The sequence below is a fragment of the Shigella dysenteriae genome, assembly GCF_022354085.1.
In the GTDB taxonomy this organism is placed as follows: Bacteria; Pseudomonadota; Gammaproteobacteria; order Enterobacterales; family Enterobacteriaceae; genus Escherichia; species Escherichia coli.
Window position 1 is genome coordinate 4,961,521 of sequence record NZ_CP055055.1, and the last position, 17,264, is coordinate 4,978,784.

Consider the following 17,264-nt stretch of genomic DNA (forward strand, 5'->3'; position numbering starts at 1 on the left):
AAATACTCCATAACTATTGTTTTGATGAATCAGTAGGTGCAAGCATTAGCATACTGAAAGTGGAAAAATAACAAATCAAAAAAATCATCGAACCATTACCTGAACAGGCAAAATCTTCGGCTATCATTGTGATGATAGAGATGATATATACTGCTAATGTACCAAAAACATAAGTTTTTATATAGATGAAACCACTATCACGGAGTCGCTGGCAATTCATGTTGATGACGAGATAATGGAGTACGATGGTAGAGACTATAACAAGAAAACCTGCTTCCCCATCGTTAAAAAAGATAATAAGAAAGGCAAAAATGAAATTTATTAAAATAAATGAAAATATATATCGGCGTCTGGAAATCTTACCGTTAGATGTTGGGATAAACATACGTAACATAAATTTTACATCCTTGTGTGAGTCTCCTGTCAGCATGGCAATATGCCCACTCTCATACAAGAGTCGGCATATTTTTTCAGAATATATTTATTTTTTATTTGGACGTTCTACGCTGCGTATAAATCGCATCCATCACAAAAATTGCCAGCGCCACCCAAATAAAGGCGAAAGTCACCATCTTATCGGCACCCGGTTTTTCACCATAAAACGTCACAGCCAGCAGGAACATCAGCGTCGGGCCAATGTACTGGAAAAAGCCTAACGTTGAGAGACGCAGGCGCGTGGCAGCGGCAGTAAAACACAACAGCGGTACGGTAGTGACAATACCGGCGGCGATCAGCAGTAAATTCAGCGATATCGGGTTTTGCCCCATATGGCTGGTTGAGCTATCGGCAATAGCAAACAGGTAAATTGCCGCCACGGGCAGCAGCCACATAGTTTCGATTAACATGCCGGTTTGCGCTTCAACGGCAATCTTCTTGCGTACCAGACCGTAGAAGGCAAAACTAAATGCCAGTCCCAGCGCGATGATCGGCAGTGAACCAAAAGTCCAGAGCTGAACCAACACGCCACATATCGCCAGAATCACCGCCAGCCATTGCATCCGGCGGAATCGCTCGCCGAGGAAAATCATCCCCAGCACAATGTTCACCAGCGGGTTAATAAAGTAACCAAGGCTCGCTTCCAGCATATGGTGATTGTTCACCGCCCAGATAAACAGTAACCAGTTGCCGCCAATCAGCACGGCAGAGACTGCCAGCATAAAAATTTTCTGTGGCGTCTGAATCAGCGTTTTTAAATAGGACCACTGGCGGCAAATACTCATCAGCACCACCATAAAGAAAAACGACCAGATCACGCGATGCGTCAGGATCTCATCGGCGGGCACGTAGTAAATCAACTTGAAGTACGCTGGGGCTATACCCCAAATAAAATAAGCGGCAAGAGCGAGTAATACGCCCTGCCGCGTTTGTTTTGCATCCATCGGGAATACTCATTTTTAATTGGTAACAGCAGTTTACCTGCTTTTATGTCTTCAACCTACCATATAGGTGGCGGTGGCACTGGCAATATAAAGCTGTTCTTCATTGTGTAATTCAACGCGGGCGACGGCGACTTTATTGCCTGCACGCAACAGGCTACTGGTAGCAGTAAAACGCTCGCCTCTGCCTGGGCGCAGATAATCGACGCGAAGATCAATGGTCCCCATCCGCGATAGCCGCTGGCGTAGTTCATCTTCACTGATGGTTTCGTGGCGGGTTAAGGTACTTCCCACGCACACCAGACCGGCGGCGACATCCAGCGCCGACGCAATGACCCCGCCGTGCAAAATGCTTTGCGCCCAGTTGCCCACCATCATTGGCTGATTTTTAAAGGCCAGCTGTGCGAACTCTTTTTCGTAACGCTCCAGTTCCATCCCCAATGCGCGGTTAAATGGCATGTGATAAACAAACATCTCACCCACTAATTTCAGGGCTTGTTCAGCGGTCAGTACGGCAGACATATCATCCTTACACTTCATTGGTTAATGAAATGTTGATTTTATGCTTCTTTGTTGTTGGTTTCTACTTTAGGAAGGGATAACTAACGGCAATGGAGTTAAGTATGTAAAATAGCCCGCAGAAAAACATTCACCTTATCAATAATTCGTTACGGAGAACACGACCGATGCGGACTCTGCAGGGCTGGTTGTTGCCGGTGTTTATGTTGCCTATGGCAGTATATGCACAAGAGGCAACGGTGAAAGAGGTGCATGACGCGCCAGCGGTGCGTGGCAGTATTATCGCCAATATGCTGCAGGAGCATGACAATCCGTTCACGCTCTATCCTTATGACACCAACTACCTCATCTACACCCAAACCAGCGATCTGAACAAAGAAGCGATTGCCAGTTACGACTGGGCGGAAAATGCGCGTAAGGATGAAGTAAAGTTTCAGTTGAGCCTGGCATTTCCGCTGTGGCGTGGGATTTTAGGCCCGAACTCGGTGTTGGGTGCGTCTTATACGCAAAAATCCTGGTGGCAACTGTCCAATAGCGAAGAGTCTTCACCGTTTCGTGAAACCAACTACGAACCGCAATTGTTCCTCGGTTTTGCCACCGATTACCGTTTTGCAGGTTGGACGCTGCGCGATGTGGAGATGGGGTATAACCACGACTCTAACGGGCGTTCAGACCCGACCTCCCGCAGCTGGAACCGCCTTTATACTCGCCTGATGGCAGAAAACGGTAACTGGCTGGTAGAAGTGAAGCCGTGGTATGTGGTGGGTAATACTGACGATAACCCGGATATCACCAAATATATGGGTTACTACCAGCTTAAAATCGGCTATCACCTCGGTGATGCGGTGCTCAGTGCGAAAGGACAGTACAACTGGAACACCGGCTACGGCGGCGCGGAGTTAGGCTTAAGTTACCCGATCACCAAACATGTGCGCCTTTATACTCAGGTTTACAGCGGCTATGGCGAATCGCTCATCGACTATAACTTCAACCAGACCCGCGTCGGTGTGGGAGTTATGCTAAACGACCTGTTTTAATGCATGGTAGAGTGCCAGCACCTAATTTTTGTTTAAAAATCAAATGCTATGATTACGTTAAGCAATAGTGAGCTGGCCGTTACTTTGACGCTGGAAGTTATGGGGTATCAGTATCCTGATGCCAATAATTTCTGGGATGGTAACTGGTTATTCCTCAAAGTGGGCGTGACGCAGGGAAATCAGCGGTTTGAAAAGATAGATCCGGCAATAGGGACATATGACTTAACAAAGCTTCATAGGTGGTTTACCACATTGTTGCAGCGCCCCTCTCCCGATGGCTACCCAGAGAAGAATCTGGAATTTACCGAGCCGTGTCTGGCGTTCGAATACACAGGTTATTCCGGTGATGTCATTATTATCAAGGTGATACTGGCTTGCGCGTTATGTCCTACGTTTCATAAGACAGAGAATATATGGCAGGCGGAATTTCGTTTGGCGGATGCCGATATCGCTTTGATCCTGGCAAATCTGGAATCCAGCATCCAGGATTACCCTCTCAGAGACTAAAAGCATTGCAGTTTCTCGCGCAGGCGCTGAAAATAGCGCCTGTTTTTATTTCAGGCAATCGGGGTGAATGTGGCGCAGGCGGAAGTGTTGAATCTGGAGTCCGGAGCTAAACAGGTTTTACAAGAAACCTTTGGCTACCAACAGTTTCGCCCCGGCCAGGAAGAAATTATCGACACTGTGCTTTCCGGTCGCGATTGCCTGGTCGTCATGCCCACCGGTGGCGGAAAATCCCTTTGCTATCAAATTCCTGCCTTATTGCTAAACGGCCTTACCGTGGTTGTTTCACCGCTGATTTCGTTGATGAAAGATCAGGTGGATCAACTGCAAGCCAACGGCGTGGCGGCGGCGTGCCTTAACTCGACGCAAACCCGCGAACAGCAACTTGAAGTGATGACAGGCTGCCGCACCGGGCAAATTCGTCTGCTTTATATCGCCCCGGAACGCCTGATGCTGGATAACTTTCTTGAGCATCTGGCGCACTGGAATCCGGTGTTATTAGCCGTTGATGAAGCGCACTGTATCTCCCAATGGGGCCACGATTTCCGCCCGGAATATGCCGCGCTCGGTCAGTTGCGCCAGCGGTTCCCGACGCTGCCGTTTATGGCGCTGACCGCCACAGCCGACGACACCACGCGCCAGGATATCGTGCGCCTGCTGGGGCTGAACGATCCGCTGATTCAAATCAGCAGTTTTGACCGTCCGAATATTCGCTACATGCTGATGGAGAAATTCAAACCGCTCGATCAGTTGATGCGCTACGTGCAGGAACAGCGCGGTAAGTCCGGCATTATCTACTGCAACAGCCGGGCGAAAGTAGAAGACACCGCTGCGCGCCTGCAAAGCAAGGGTATTAGCGCGGCGGCCTATCATGCCGGGCTGGAAAATAATGTCCGCGCCGACGTGCAGGAGAAATTCCAGCGCGATGACCTGCAAATTGTGGTGGCGACGGTGGCGTTCGGCATGGGCATCAATAAACCAAACGTTCGCTTCGTGGTCCACTTTGATATTCCGCGCAATATCGAATCCTATTATCAGGAAACCGGTCGCGCCGGGCGTGATGGCCTGCCTGCGGAAGCGATGTTGTTTTACGATCCAGCTGATATGGCGTGGCTGCGCCGTTGTCTGGAAGAGAAGCCGCAGGGGCAGTTGCAGGATATCGAGCGCCACAAACTCAATGCGATGGGCGCGTTTGCCGAAGCGCAAACTTGCCGTCGTCTGGTATTGCTGAACTATTTTGGCGAAGGGCGTCAGGAGCCGTGCGGGAACTGCGATATCTGCCTCGATCCGCCGAAACAGTACGACGGTTCAACCGATGCTCAGATTGCCCTTTCCACCATTGGTCGTGTGAATCAGCGGTTTGGGATGGGTTATGTGGTGGAAGTGATTCGTGGTGCTAATAACCAGCGTATCCGCGACTATGGTCATGACAAACTGAAAGTCTATGGCATGGGCCGTGATAAAAGCCATGAACATTGGGTGAGCGTGATCCGCCAGCTGATTCACCTCGGCCTGGTGACGCAAAATATTGCCCAGCATTCTGCCCTACAACTGACAGAGGCCGCGCGCCCGGTGCTGCGCGGCGAATCCTCTTTGCAACTTGCCGTGCCGCGTATCGTGGCGCTCAAACCGAAAGCGATGCAGAAATCGTTCGGCGGCAACTATGATCGCAAACTGTTCGCCAAATTACGCAAACTGCGTAAATCGATTGCCGATGAAAGTAATGTCCCGCCGTACGTGGTGTTTAACGACGCAACCTTGATTGAGATGGCTGAACAGATGCCGATCACCGCCAGCGAAATGCTCAGCGTTAACGGCGTTGGGATGCGCAAGCTGGAACGCTTTGGTAAACCGTTTATGGCGCTGATTCGTGCGCATGTCGATGGCGACGACGAAGAGTAGTCAGCAGCATAAAAAAGTGCCAGGATGAAGACTCCGTAAACGTTTCCCCCGCGAGTCAAATGTATGTTGATGTTATTTCTCACCGTCGCCATGGTGCACATTGTGGCGCTTATGAGTCCCGGTCCTGATTTCTTTTTTGTCTCTCAGACCGCTGTCAGTCGTTCCCGTAAAGAAGCGATGATGGGCGTGCTGGGTATTACCTGCGGCGTTATGGTTTGGGCAGGGATTGCGTTGCTTGGCCTGCATTTGATTATCGAAAAAATGGCCTGGCTGCATACGCTGATTATGGTTGGCGGTGGCCTGTATCTCTGCTGGATGGGTTACCAGATGCTGCGCGGCGCGCTGAAAAAAGAGGCGGTTTCTGCACCTGCGCCACAGGTCGAGCTGGCGAAAAGTGGGCGCAGTTTCCTGAAAGGTTTACTGACCAATCTCGCTAATCCGAAAGCGATTATCTACTTTGGCTCGGTGTTCTCATTGTTTGTCGGTGATAACGTTGGCACTACCGCGCGCTGGGGCATTTTTGCGCTGATCATTGTCGAAACACTGGCGTGGTTTACCGTCGTTGCCAGCCTGTTTGCTCTGCCGCAAATGCGCCGTGGTTATCAACGTCTGGCGAAGTGGATTGATGGTTTTGCCGGGGCATTATTTGCCGGATTTGGCATTCATTTGATTATTTCGCGTTGATGCCAGACGCGTCTTCAGAGTAAGTCGGATAAGGCTTTTACGCCGCATCCGACATTATTTTTCACGCATGCCTCGCCGATGCTAACAGCGCTCCCACCAGCATAAACAACGAGCCGAAAATCTTATTCAGCGCCTTCATCTGCTTTGGTCCTTTAATCCATAGAGCAATCCGTTGAGCAAGGGTGGCGTAACCGATCATCACAATAATATCGACCACAATAGTGGTGACGCCGAGCACGATATACTGCATCAGTTGCGGCTGTTGCGGCATGATGAATTGCGGAAATAGCGCCGCCAGAAACACAATACTTTTGGGATTGGTGAGATTCACAAAAACTGCGCGCTGGAACAAATGTCGACGCGATTGAGTAGAGGCCAGCGATTTAAGATCAATTGCGCCAGCGGCGCGCCATTGCTGTATTCCCAGCCAAATCAAGTAAGCCGCGCCTGCCCACTTCAACACTTCAAACGCAATCACTGAGCGGGAAAATAGCGTCCCCAACTCCACGCCAACCAGCACAATATGAATCGCCAGTCCGGTCTGAAGCCCAGCAATAGACGCCACCGCGCCGCGATAACCGTGGTTGAGCGAGGTGGTCATAGTGTTGATTGCACCAGAGCCTGGCGACAGGCTTAAAATGATCGATGTCAGCAGGTAGGCAAACCACCATTCTAAGGTCATGATGAACTCCCGGTGTGTCTATTTTTGTGCCACAATACGCTACTGTCGCAGCGTTGTGTCAGGCACGCTAAAAAAAACGATTTTACGTGGTTTAAGAGGCAGATTACCCGATGTTTCAGCAGCAAAAAGACTGGGAAACAAGAGAAAACGCGTTTGCTGCTTTTACCATGGGACCGCTGACTGATTTCTGGCGTCAGCGTGATGAAGCAGAGTTTACTGGTGTGGATGACATTCCGGTGCGCTTTGTCCGTTTTCGCGCACAGCACCATGACCGGGTGGTAGTCATCTGCCCGGGGCGTATTGAGAGCTACGTAAAATATGCGGAACTGGCCTACGATTTGTTCCATTTGGGGTTTGATGTCTTAATCATCGACCATCGCGGGCAGGGACGTTCCGGTCGCCTGTTAGCCGATCCGCATCTCGGGCATGTTAATCGCTTTAATGATTATGTTGATGATCTGGCGGCATTCTGGCAACAGGAGGTCCAGCCCGGTCCGTGGCGTAAACGCTATATACTGGCACATTCGATGGGCGGTGCGATCTCCACATTATTTCTGCAACGCCATCCAGGTGTATGTGACGCCATTGCGCTAACTGCGCCAATGTTTGGGATCGTGATTCGTATGCCGTCATTTATGGCACGGCAGATCCTCAACTGGGCCGAAGCGCATCCACGTTTCCGTGATGGCTATGCAATAGGCACCGGGCGCTGGCGCGCGTTGCCGTTTGCTATCAACGTACTGACCCACAGCAGACAGCGATATCGACGTAACTTACGCTTCTATGCTGATGACCCAACGATTCGCGTCGGTGGGCCGACCTACCATTGGGTACGCGAAAGTATTCTGGCTGGCGAACAGGTGTTAGCCGGTGCGGGTGATGACGCCACGCCAACGCTTCTCTTACAAGCTGAAGAGGAACGCGTGGTGGATAACCGCATGCACGACCGTTTTTGTGAACTCCGCACCGCCGCGGGCCATCCTGTCGAAGGGGGACGACCGCTGGTAATTAAAGGTGCGTACCATGAGATCCTTTTTGAAAAGGACGCAATGCGCTCAGTTGCGCTCCACGCCATCGTTGATTTTTTCAACAGGCATAACTCACCCAGCGGAAACCGCTCTACAGAGGTTTAAATTTCTTATGTACCAGGTTGTTGCGTCTGATTTAGATGGCACGTTACTTTCTCCCGACCATACGTTATCCCCTTACGCCAAAGAAACCCTGAAGCTGCTCACCGCGCGCGGCATCAACTTTGTGTTTGCGACCGGTCGTCACCACGTTGATGTGGGGCAAATTCGCGATAATCTGGAGATTAAGTCTTACATGATTACCTCCAATGGTGCGCGCGTTCACGATCTGGATGGTAATCTGATTTTTGCTCATAACCTGGATCGCGACATTGCCAGCGATCTGTTTGGCGTAGTCAACGACAATCCGGACATCATTACTAACGTTTATCGCGACGACGAATGGTTTATGAATCGCCATCGCCCGGAAGAGATGCGCTTTTTTAAAGAAGCGGTGTTCAAATATGCGCTGTATGAGCCTGGATTACTGGAGCCGGAAGGCGTCAGCAAAGTGTTCTTCACCTGCGATTCCCATGAACAACTGCTGCCGCTGGAGCAGGCGATTAACGCTCGTTGGGGCGATCGCGTCAACGTCAGTTTCTCTACCTTAACCTGTCTGGAAGTGATGGCGGGCGGCGTTTCAAAAGGCCATGCGCTGGAAGCGGTGGCGAAGAAACTGGGCTACAGCCTGAAGGATTGTATTGCGTTTGGTGACGGGATGAACGATGCCGAAATGCTGTCGATGGCGGGGAAAGGCTGCATTATGGGCAGTGCGCACCAGCGTCTGAAAGACCTTCATCCCGAGCTGGAAGTGATTGGTACTAATGCCGACGACGCGGTGCCGCATTATCTGCGTAAACTCTATTTATCGTAATCGTTCTTTATTTGGTCAATTGTCAACCTGATACTTCGCTACAATGGATACTCGTTAATCAAAGAGTTTTCCATTGTGGCGCTACTTATCATCACCACGATTCTGTGGGCCTTCTCCTTTAGCTTTTATGGCGAGTACCTTGCGGGGCACGTCGATAGCTATTTTGCGGTGCTGGTGCGCGTTGGCCTGGCGGCACTCGTTTTTCTGCCGTTTCTGCGTACCCGTGGCAATAGCCTGAAAACAGTCGGCCTGTATATGCTGGTGGGCGCGATGCAGCTCGGCGTGATGTATATGCTGAGTTTCCGCGCGTATCTCTACCTGACGGTCTCCGAACTGCTGCTGTTCACCGTACTGACGCCGCTCTACATCACGCTGATTTATGACATCATGAGTAAGCGCCGTCTGCGCTGGGGCTATGCTTTTAGCGCCTTGTTGGCGGTGATTGGTGCCGGGATTATTCGCTATGATCAGGTCACCGACCATTTCTGGACTGGCTTGTTGCTGGTGCAACTCTCCAATATCACTTTTGCCATCGGCATGGTGGGTTACAAACGCCTGATGGAAACTCGCCCGATGCCGCAGCATAACGCCTTTGCGTGGTTCTATCTTGGCGCGTTCCTGGTGGCGGTAATTGCATGGTTCTTGCTGGGAAATGCGCAGAAAATGCCGCAAACCTCGCTGCAATGGGGCATTCTGGTGTTTCTTGGCGTGGTGGCTTCCGGGATTGGCTACTTTATGTGGAACTACGGCGCAACCCAAGTAGACGCCGGAACGCTGGGCATTATGAATAATATGCACGTTCCGGCAGGGCTGCTGGTAAACCTGGCTATCTGGCACCAACAGCCGCACTGGCCAACGTTTATTACAGGCGCGCTGGTGATCCTGGCCTCACTGTGGGTGCATCGTAAGTGGGTCGCTCCGCGCTCTTCACAAACGGCAGATGATCGCAGGCGTGATTGCGCGCTGAGCGAATAAATGCTTCTGTAATCGGCTGACGCTGCTCGCCATCGCGCACGGCGGCGTACAGCCGGCTCCACAAGCCTTCGCCCAGGGTTTTGGTCACCACCAGATGCTGGCGCTCAAAACTCTCCACCACCCAGTGCGGCAGCGCGGCAATGCCCATCCGCGCGGCAACCATCTGAATCAACAATAAGGTGTTATCGACGCTTTTCAGTGATGGGCTGACGCCTGCCGGCTGAAGAAAATGCCGCCAGACATCCAGTCGGCTACGCTGCACCGGATAAATCAACAGCGTCTCGCTGGCGAGATCTTCCGGCGTGATACGCGTTTTCGCCGCTAGTGGATGGTCAGGTGCTAACACCAGACGCACTTCATAATCGAACATCGGCGAATAATGCAGTCCACTGCGCGGCAAAATATCGGACGTCATCACCAGATCCAGCTCGCCCTGTTGCAACGCAGGCTGCGGGTCAAACGTCACGCCCGATTTAAAGTCCATCTCGACCTGCGGCCAGTTCTTATGGAAATTTTCTAACGCGGGCGTCAGCCACTGAATACAGCTATGGCACTCAATGGCAATGCGCAGGCGTGTCTGCTGCGGTTCATTACAGGCTTGCAGTGCCTGGCTGATTTGCGGCAGCACCTGGTTTGCCAGTTGCAACAGGATTTCTCCCTGCGGTGTAAAGCGTAGCGGCTGGCTCTTACGCACAAAGAGCCGGAAGCCAAGGCGTTGTTCCAGATCGCTAAACTGGTGAGACAGGGCGGATTGCGTCTGATGCAACGTCGCCGCAGCGGCTGCGAGCGAGCCGCAGTTCCGCAACGCTTGTAGCGTTTTCAGGTGTTTTACTTCGATCATGAAAGTCCTTCACTTCGGCATGAATAATTTGCGCTTGAGGAATATACAGTAACCGCCAATTATGGATGTGTAAACATCTGGACGGCTAAAATCCTTCGTCTTTTAAATTTATGGTGCGTTGGCTGCGTTTCTCCACCCCGGTCACTTACTTCAGTAAGCTCCCGGGGATGAATAAACTTGCCGCCTTCCCTAAATTCAAAATCCATAGGATTTACATATAATTAGAGGAAGAAAAATGACAATATTGAATCACACCCTCGGTTTCCCTCGCGTTGGCCTGCGTCGCGAGCTGAAAAAAGCGCAAGAGAGTTATTGGGCGGGGAACTCCACGCGTGAAGAACTGCTGGCGGTAGGGCGTGAATTGCGTGCTCGTCACTGGGATCAACAAAAGCAAGCGGGTATCGACCTGCTGCCGGTGGGCGATTTTGCCTGGTACGATCATGTACTGACCACCAGTCTGCTGCTGGGTAACGTTCCGGCGCGTCATCAGAACAAAGATGGTTCGGTAGATATCGACACCCTGTTCCGTATTGGTCGTGGACGTGCGCCGACTGGCGAACCTGCGGCGGCGGCGGAAATGACCAAATGGTTTAACACCAACTATCACTACATGGTGCCGGAGTTCGTTAAAGGCCAACAGTTCAAACTGACCTGGACGCAGCTGCTGGAGGAAGTGGACGAGGCGCTGGCGCTGGGCCACAAGGTCAAGCCTGTGCTGCTGGGGCCGATTACTTACCTGTGGCTGGGGAAAGTGAAAGGTGAACAGTTTGACCGCCTGAGCCTGCTGAACGACATTCTGCCGGTTTATCAGCAAGTGCTGGCAGAACTGGCAAAACGCGGCATTGAGTGGGTACAGATCGACGAACCGGCGCTGGTACTGGAACTACCTCAGGCGTGGCTGGACGCATACAAACCCGCTTACGAGGCACTTCAGGGCCAGGTGAATCTGCTGCTGACCACCTATTTTGAAGGCGTAACGCCAAACCTCGACACGATTACGGCGCTGCCTGTTCAGGGTCTGCATGTGGACCTTGTACATGGTAAAGATGACGTTGCTGAACTGCACAAGCGCCTGCCTTCAGACTGGCTACTGTCTGCTGGTCTGATCAATGGTCGTAACGTCTGGCGCGCCGATCTTACCGAGAAATATGCGCAAATTAAGGACATTGTCGGCAAACGCGATTTGTGGGTAGCTTCTTCCTGCTCATTGCTGCACAGCCCCATCGACCTGAGCGTGGAAACGCGTCTTGATGCAGAAGTGAAAAGCTGGTTTGCCTTCGCCCTGCAAAAATGCCATGAACTCACACTGCTGCGCGATGCGCTAAACAGCGGTGATACGACCGCTCTGGCAGAGTGGAGCGCTCCGATTCAGGCGCGCCGTCACTCAACCCGCGTACATAATCCGGCGGTAGAAAAGCGTCTGGCGGCGATCACTGCTCAGGACAGCCAGCGTGCGAACGTTTATGAAGTGCGTGCTGAAGCCCAGCGTGCGCGTTTTAAACTGCCAGCGTGGCCGACCACCACTATTGGTTCCTTCCCGCAAACCACGGAAATTCGTACCCTGCGTCTGGATTTCAAAAAGGGCAATCTCGACGCCAACAACTACCGTACGGGTATTGCGGAACATATCAGGCAGGCCATTGTTGAGCAGGAACGTTTAGGTCTGGATGTGCTGGTACATGGCGAGGCCGAGCGTAATGACATGGTGGAATACTTTGGCGAGCACCTGGATGGCTTTGTCTTTACGCAAAACGGTTGGGTACAGAGCTACGGTTCCCGCTGCGTGAAGCCGCCGATTGTCATTGGTGACGTTAGCCGCCCGGCACCGATTACCGTGGAGTGGGCGAAGTATGCGCAATCGCTGACCGACAAACCGGTGAAAGGGATGCTGACCGGCCCGGTGACGATTCTCTGCTGGTCGTTCCCGCGTGAAGATGTCAGCCGTGAAACCATCGCCAAACAAATTGCGCTGGCGCTGCGTGATGAAGTGGCGGACCTGGAAGCCGCAGGAATTGGCATCATCCAGATTGATGAACCGGCGCTGCGCGAAGGTTTACCGCTGCGTCGTAGCGACTGGGATGCATATCTCCAGTGGGGCGTGGAGGCCTTCCGTATCAACGCCGCCGTGGCGAAAGATGACACACAAATCCACACTCACATGTGTTATTGCGAGTTCAACGACATCATGGATTCGATTGCGGCGCTGGACGCAGACGTCATCACCATCGAAACCTCGCGTTCTGACATGGAGTTGCTGGAGTCGTTCGAAGAGTTTGATTATCCGAATGAAATCGGTCCAGGCGTCTATGACATTCACTCGCCAAACGTACCGAGCGTGGAATGGATTGAAGCCTTGCTGAAGAAAGCGGCAAAACGCATTCCGGCAGAGCGCCTGTGGGTCAACCCGGACTGTGGCCTGAAAACGCGCGGCTGGCCAGAAACCCGCGCAGCACTGGCGAATATGGTGCAGGCGGCGCAGAACTTGCGTCGGGGGTAAAATCCAAACCGGGTGGTAATACCACCCGGTCTTTTCTCATTACAGCGACGTCTTCCCTCCATACTGCTTAAACCATTCCAGCATACGCTGCCAGCCATCTTTCGCAGATTCGGCATGATAGCTCGGGCGATAATCAGCGTTGAATGCATGCCCGGCATCCGGGTACACGATAATCTCTGCTTTCGCATTAGCAGCCCGCAGCGCCTGGCGCATGGTTTCAACGCTCTCCTGCGGAATGCTGTTATCCTGACCACCATATAAGCCGAGAACCGGCGCGTTAAGATCGGTTGCGATATCAACAGGTTGTTTCGGTGAATTCAGCGACTTATCGCCCGCCAGTTTGCCGTACCACGCCACTGCGGCTTTTAGCTGTGGATTATGCGCGGCATACAGCCAGGTGATACGTCCACCCCAGCAGAATCCGGTGATCATTAAACGATGAACATCGCCGCCGTTGCGGGAAGCCCAACTGGCGACATGATCGAGATCGGCCAGCACCTGCGAGTCAGGCACTTTTGCTACCAGACCGCTAAGCAACGTGGGGATATCGGCAAAATCATTCGGATCGCCTTCGCGGAAGTAAAGTTCAGGTGCGATAGCCAGATACCCCTCCAGCGCCAGACGGCGACAAATGTCGCGGATATGTTCATGCACGCCAAAAATTTCCTGCACTACAATGACCACTGGCAGTGGGCCATCGCTTTGCTTTGGTCTGGCATGGTAAGCAGGCATGTTATCCCCTTGTGAAGGGATAGAGGTGAAGCCCGCCACAATCGCGTCGTCCGGGGTCTGAACGATGGTCGAAGCGAGAGGCGATGCAGCAGGTGCAAATCCAGATTGTTGTGTTGTTGCCATGGTATTCTCCGTACCCTTATAAAAATGTTGCGCAATGTTAACTATAGTCAGCATGCAACAAATCACATTGCCTGAATCGGCTCATCTTTTATGCAGTCCTGCAGAATGAAGAGTGATTTATGTGATTTGAATCACTTTTGGTGGGTAAATTTATGCAACGCATTTGCGTCATGGTGATGAGTATCACGAAAAAATGTTAAACCCTTCGGTAAAGTGTCTTTTTGCTTCTTCTGACTAAACCGATTCACAGAGGAGTTGTATATGTCCAAGTCTGATGTTTTTCATCTCGGCCTCACTAAAAACGATTTACAAGGGGCTACGCTTGCCATCGTCCCTGGCGACCCGGATCGTGTGGAAAAGATCGCCGCGCTGATGGATAAGCCGGTTAAGCTGGCATCTCACCGCGAATTCACTACCTGGCGTGCAGAGCTGGATGGTAAACCTGTTATCGTCTGCTCTACCGGTATCGGCGGCCCGTCTACCTCTATTGCTGTTGAAGAGCTGGCACAGCTGGGCATTCGCACCTTCCTGCGTATCGGTACAACGGGCGCTATTCAGCCGCATATTAATGTGGGTGATGTCCTGGTTACCACGGCGTCTGTCCGTCTGGATGGCGCGAGCCTGCACTTCGCACCGCTGGAATTCCCGGCTGTCGCTGATTTCGAATGTACGACTGCGCTGGTTGAAGCTGCGAAATCCATTGGCGCGACAACTCACGTTGGCGTGACAGCTTCTTCTGATACCTTCTACCCAGGTCAGGAACGTTACGATACTTACTCTGGTCGCGTAGTTCGTCACTTTAAAGGTTCTATGGAAGAGTGGCAGGCGATGGGCGTAATGAACTATGAAATGGAATCTGCAACCCTGCTGACCATGTGTGCAAGTCAGGGCCTGCGTGCCGGTATGGTAGCGGGTGTTATCGTTAACCGCACCCAGCAAGAGATCCCGAATGCTGAGACGATGAAACAAACCGAAAGCCATGCGGTGAAAATCGTGGTGGAAGCGGCGCGTCGTCTGCTGTAATTCTCTTCTCCTGTCTGAAGGCCGACGCGTTCGGCCTTTTGTATTTTTGCGTAGCGCCTCGCAGGAAATGCCTTTCCAACTGGACGTTTGTACAGCACAATTCTATTTTGTGCGGGTAAGTTGTTGCGTCAGGAGGCGTTGTGGATTTCTCAATCATGGTTTACGCAGTTATTGCGTTGGTGGGTGTGGCAATTGGCTGGCTGTTTGCCAGTTATCAACATGCGCAGCAAAAAGCCGAGCAATTAGCTGAACGTGAAGAGATGGTCGCGGAGTTAAGCGCGGCAAAACAACAAATTACCCAAAGCGAGCACTGGCGCGCCGAGTGCGAGTTACTCAATAACGAAGTGCGCAGCCTGCAAAGTATTAACACCTCTCTGGAGGCCGATCTGCGTGAAGTAACCACGCGGATGGAAGCCGCACAGCAACATGCTGACGATAAAATTCGCCAGATGATTAACAGCGAGCAGCGCCTCAGTGAGCAGTTTGAAAACCTCGCCAACCGTATTTTTGAGCACAGCAATCGCCGGGTTGATGAGCAAAACCGTCAGAGCCTGAACAGCCTGTTGTCGCCGCTACGTGAACAACTGGACGGTTTCCGCCGTCAGGTTCAGGACAGCTTTGGTAAAGAAGCACAAGAACGCCATACCCTGACCCACGAAATTCGCAATCTCCAGCAGCTCAACGCGCAAATGGCCCAGGAAGCGATCAACCTGACGCGCGCGCTGAAAGGCGACAATAAAACCCAGGGCAACTGGGGCGAGGTAGTATTGACGCGGGTGCTGGAGGCTTCCGGTCTGCGTGAAGGGTATGAATATGAAACCCAGGTCAGCATCGAAAATGACGCCCGCTCGCGGATGCAGCCGGATGTCATCGTGCGGCTGCCGCAGGGAAAAGATGTGGTGATCGACGCCAAAATGACGCTGGTCGCCTATGAACGCTATTTTAACGCCGAAGACGACTACACCCGCGAAAGCGCGCTACAGGAACATATCGCGTCGGTGCGTAACCATATCCGTTTGCTGGGACGCAAAGATTATCAACAGCTGCCGGGGCTGCGAACTCTGGATTACGTGCTGATGTTTATTCCCGTTGAACCCGCTTTTTTACTGGCGCTTGACCGCCAGCCGGAGCTGATCACCGAAGCGTTGAAAAACAATATCATGCTGGTTAGCCCGACTACGCTGCTGGTGGCGCTGCGCACTATCGCCAACCTGTGGCGTTATGAGCATCAAAGCCGCAACGCCCAGCAAATCGCCGATCGTGCCAGCAAGCTGTACGACAAGATGCGTTTGTTCGTCGATGACATGTCAGCGATTGGTCAAAGTCTCGACAAAGCGCAGGATAACTACCGCCAGGCAATGAAAAAACTCTCTTCAGGTCGCGGAAATGTGCTGGCGCAGGCAGAAGCGTTTCGCGGTTTAGGAGTAGAAATTAAACGCGAGATTAATCCGGATTTGGCTGAACAGGCGGTGAGCCAGGATGAAGAGTATCGACTTCGGTCGGTTCCGGAGCAGCCGAATGATGAAGCTTATCAACGCGATGATGAATATAATCAGCAGTCGCGCTAGCCCATTGGGAGTAGTTAAGCCGGGTAGAAATCTAGGGCATCGACGCCCAATCTGTTACACTTCTGGAACAATTTTTTGATGAGCAGGCATTGAGATGGTGGATAAGTCACAAGAAACGACGCACTTTGGTTTTCAGACCGTCGCGAAGGAACAAAAAGCGGATATGGTCGCCCACGTTTTCCATTCCGTGGCATCAAAATACGATGTCATGAATGATTTGATGTCATTTGGTATTCATCGTTTGTGGAAGCGATTCACGATTGATTGCAGCGGCGTACGCCGTGGGCAGACCGTGCTGGATCTGGCTGGTGGCACCGGCGACCTGACAGCGAAATTCTCCCGCCTGGTCGGAGAAACTGGCAAAGTGGTCCTTGCTGATATCAATGAATCCATGCTCAAAATGGGCCGCGAGAAGCTGCGTAATATCGGTGTGATTGGCAACGTTGAGTATGTTCAGGCGAACGCTGAGGCGCTGCCGTTCCCGGATAACACCTTTGATTGCATCACCATTTCGTTTGGTCTGCGTAACGTCACCGACAAAGATAAAGCACTGCGTTCAATGTATCGCGTGCTGAAACCCGGCGGCCGCCTGCTGGTGCTTGAGTTCTCGAAGCCAATTATCGAGCCGCTGAGCAAAGCCTATGATGCATACTCCTTCCATGTGCTGCCGCGTATTGGCTCACTGGTCGCGAACGACGCCGACAGCTACCGTTATCTGGCAGAATCCATCCGTATGCATCCCGATCAGGATACCCTGAAAGCCATGATGCAGGATGCCGGATTCGAAAGTGTCGACTACTACAATCTGACGGCAGGGGTTGTGGCGCTGCATCGTGGTTATAAGTTCTGACAGGAGACCG

17 protein-coding genes are annotated in these 17,264 nt (G+C 52.1%); 11 read left to right on the top strand and 6 right to left on the bottom strand.

Features of this window, described 5'->3' with window-relative positions; translation table 11 throughout:
* Positions 1 to 13: 13 nt before the first annotated feature.
* The 3 genes from yigG to yigI form a co-directional block, all read right to left on the bottom strand.
* A complete protein-coding gene (gene yigG, locus HUZ68_RS23665; RefSeq protein WP_001399535.1) occupies positions 14 to 394 on the bottom strand; it encodes a protein YigG in 381 nt (126 codons plus the stop codon).
* Positions 395 to 488: 94 nt separating this feature from the next.
* Positions 489 to 1,379, bottom strand: a complete 891-nt coding sequence (rarD, locus tag HUZ68_RS23670) for an EamA family transporter RarD (protein ID WP_001551980.1) — start codon at positions 1,377 to 1,379, stop codon at positions 489 to 491.
* A gap of 51 nt (positions 1,380 to 1,430) precedes the next feature.
* Positions 1,431 to 1,898 carry an acyl-CoA thioesterase YigI gene (yigI, locus tag HUZ68_RS23675; RefSeq protein WP_001277142.1) on the bottom strand — a complete coding sequence of 156 codons (468 nt, stop codon included), beginning with the start codon at positions 1,896 to 1,898 and terminating at the stop codon, positions 1,431 to 1,433.
* 164 nt (positions 1,899 to 2,062) lie between these two features.
* On the opposite strand from yigI, the gene pldA reads away from it, so the two are divergent.
* From pldA to rhtC, 4 genes are all read left to right on the top strand, one after another.
* Positions 2,063 to 2,932 (top strand): phospholipase A, encoded by an 870-nt coding sequence (gene pldA / locus HUZ68_RS23680; protein WP_001259700.1) that lies wholly within the window; start codon positions 2,063 to 2,065, stop codon positions 2,930 to 2,932.
* Positions 2,933 to 2,980: 48 nt separating this feature from the next.
* A complete protein-coding gene (locus tag HUZ68_RS23685) occupies positions 2,981 to 3,439 on the top strand; it encodes a WapI family immunity protein (RefSeq protein ID WP_069913885.1) in 459 nt (152 codons plus the stop codon).
* Positions 3,440 to 3,508: 69 nt separating this feature from the next.
* A complete protein-coding gene (recQ, locus tag HUZ68_RS23690) occupies positions 3,509 to 5,338 on the top strand; it encodes an ATP-dependent DNA helicase RecQ (protein ID WP_000035581.1) in 1,830 nt (609 codons plus the stop codon).
* 63 nt (positions 5,339 to 5,401) lie between these two features.
* Positions 5,402 to 6,022: a threonine export protein RhtC gene (gene rhtC, locus HUZ68_RS23695; protein ID WP_000928824.1), complete on the top strand. Its 621-nt coding sequence runs from the start codon at positions 5,402 to 5,404 to the stop codon at positions 6,020 to 6,022.
* Positions 6,023 to 6,083: 61 nt separating this feature from the next.
* On the opposite strand, the gene rhtB is transcribed toward rhtC, so the two are convergent.
* Entirely contained in the window at positions 6,084 to 6,704 is a 621-nt protein-coding gene (rhtB, locus tag HUZ68_RS23700; protein ID WP_239593986.1) for a homoserine/homoserine lactone efflux protein, read from the bottom strand.
* A 110-nt stretch (positions 6,705 to 6,814) separates the two neighbouring features.
* Between rhtB and pldB the strand changes: the two genes are divergently transcribed.
* From pldB to bioP, 3 genes are all read left to right on the top strand, one after another.
* Positions 6,815 to 7,837, top strand: coding sequence for a lysophospholipase L2 (gene pldB / locus HUZ68_RS23705; protein ID WP_000487654.1), 1,023 nt, complete (start codon positions 6,815 to 6,817; stop codon positions 7,835 to 7,837).
* A gap of 7 nt (positions 7,838 to 7,844) precedes the next feature.
* Entirely contained in the window at positions 7,845 to 8,645 is an 801-nt protein-coding gene (yigL, locus tag HUZ68_RS23710; RefSeq protein ID WP_000285352.1) for a sugar/pyridoxal phosphate phosphatase YigL, read from the top strand.
* 75 nt (positions 8,646 to 8,720) lie between these two features.
* Complete coding sequence (gene bioP / locus HUZ68_RS23715; RefSeq protein ID WP_001196233.1) at positions 8,721 to 9,620, top strand: biotin transporter; 900 nt, start codon at positions 8,721 to 8,723, stop codon at positions 9,618 to 9,620.
* Here the strand turns inward: bioP and metR are convergent.
* Positions 9,508 to 10,461 carry an HTH-type transcriptional regulator MetR gene (metR, locus tag HUZ68_RS23720; RefSeq protein WP_239593987.1) on the bottom strand — a complete coding sequence of 318 codons (954 nt, stop codon included), beginning with the start codon at positions 10,459 to 10,461 and terminating at the stop codon, positions 9,508 to 9,510. The genes bioP and metR overlap by 113 nt on opposite strands.
* Positions 10,462 to 10,696: 235 nt before the next feature.
* Here metR and metE point away from each other — a divergent pair, with 235 nt between their 5' ends.
* Positions 10,697 to 12,958 carry a 5-methyltetrahydropteroyltriglutamate--homocysteine S-methyltransferase gene (gene metE, locus HUZ68_RS23725; protein ID WP_069913886.1) on the top strand — a complete coding sequence of 754 codons (2,262 nt, stop codon included), beginning with the start codon at positions 10,697 to 10,699 and terminating at the stop codon, positions 12,956 to 12,958.
* Between the two features lie 39 nt (positions 12,959 to 12,997).
* Here metE and HUZ68_RS23730 read toward each other — a convergent pair whose 3' ends face one another.
* Positions 12,998 to 13,813 carry a dienelactone hydrolase family protein gene (locus HUZ68_RS23730; protein WP_069913887.1) on the bottom strand — a complete coding sequence of 272 codons (816 nt, stop codon included), beginning with the start codon at positions 13,811 to 13,813 and terminating at the stop codon, positions 12,998 to 13,000.
* A gap of 261 nt (positions 13,814 to 14,074) precedes the next feature.
* Between HUZ68_RS23730 and udp the strand changes: the two genes are divergently transcribed.
* The 3 genes from udp to ubiE all read left to right on the top strand — a co-directional run bounded on the left by udp (position 14,075) and on the right by ubiE (position 17,254).
* A complete protein-coding gene (udp, locus tag HUZ68_RS23735; RefSeq protein WP_000045177.1) occupies positions 14,075 to 14,836 on the top strand; it encodes a uridine phosphorylase in 762 nt (253 codons plus the stop codon).
* A 140-nt stretch (positions 14,837 to 14,976) separates the two neighbouring features.
* The gene (gene rmuC / locus HUZ68_RS23740; protein ID WP_000347717.1) at positions 14,977 to 16,404 is read left to right on the top strand and encodes a DNA recombination protein RmuC; all 1,428 of its coding nucleotides are present in this window, start codon (positions 14,977 to 14,979) and stop codon (positions 16,402 to 16,404) included.
* A gap of 94 nt (positions 16,405 to 16,498) precedes the next feature.
* Positions 16,499 to 17,254 carry a bifunctional demethylmenaquinone methyltransferase/2-methoxy-6-polyprenyl-1,4-benzoquinol methylase UbiE gene (ubiE, locus tag HUZ68_RS23745; protein WP_000227958.1) on the top strand — a complete coding sequence of 252 codons (756 nt, stop codon included), beginning with the start codon at positions 16,499 to 16,501 and terminating at the stop codon, positions 17,252 to 17,254.
* Positions 17,255 to 17,264 lie beyond the last annotated feature (10 nt).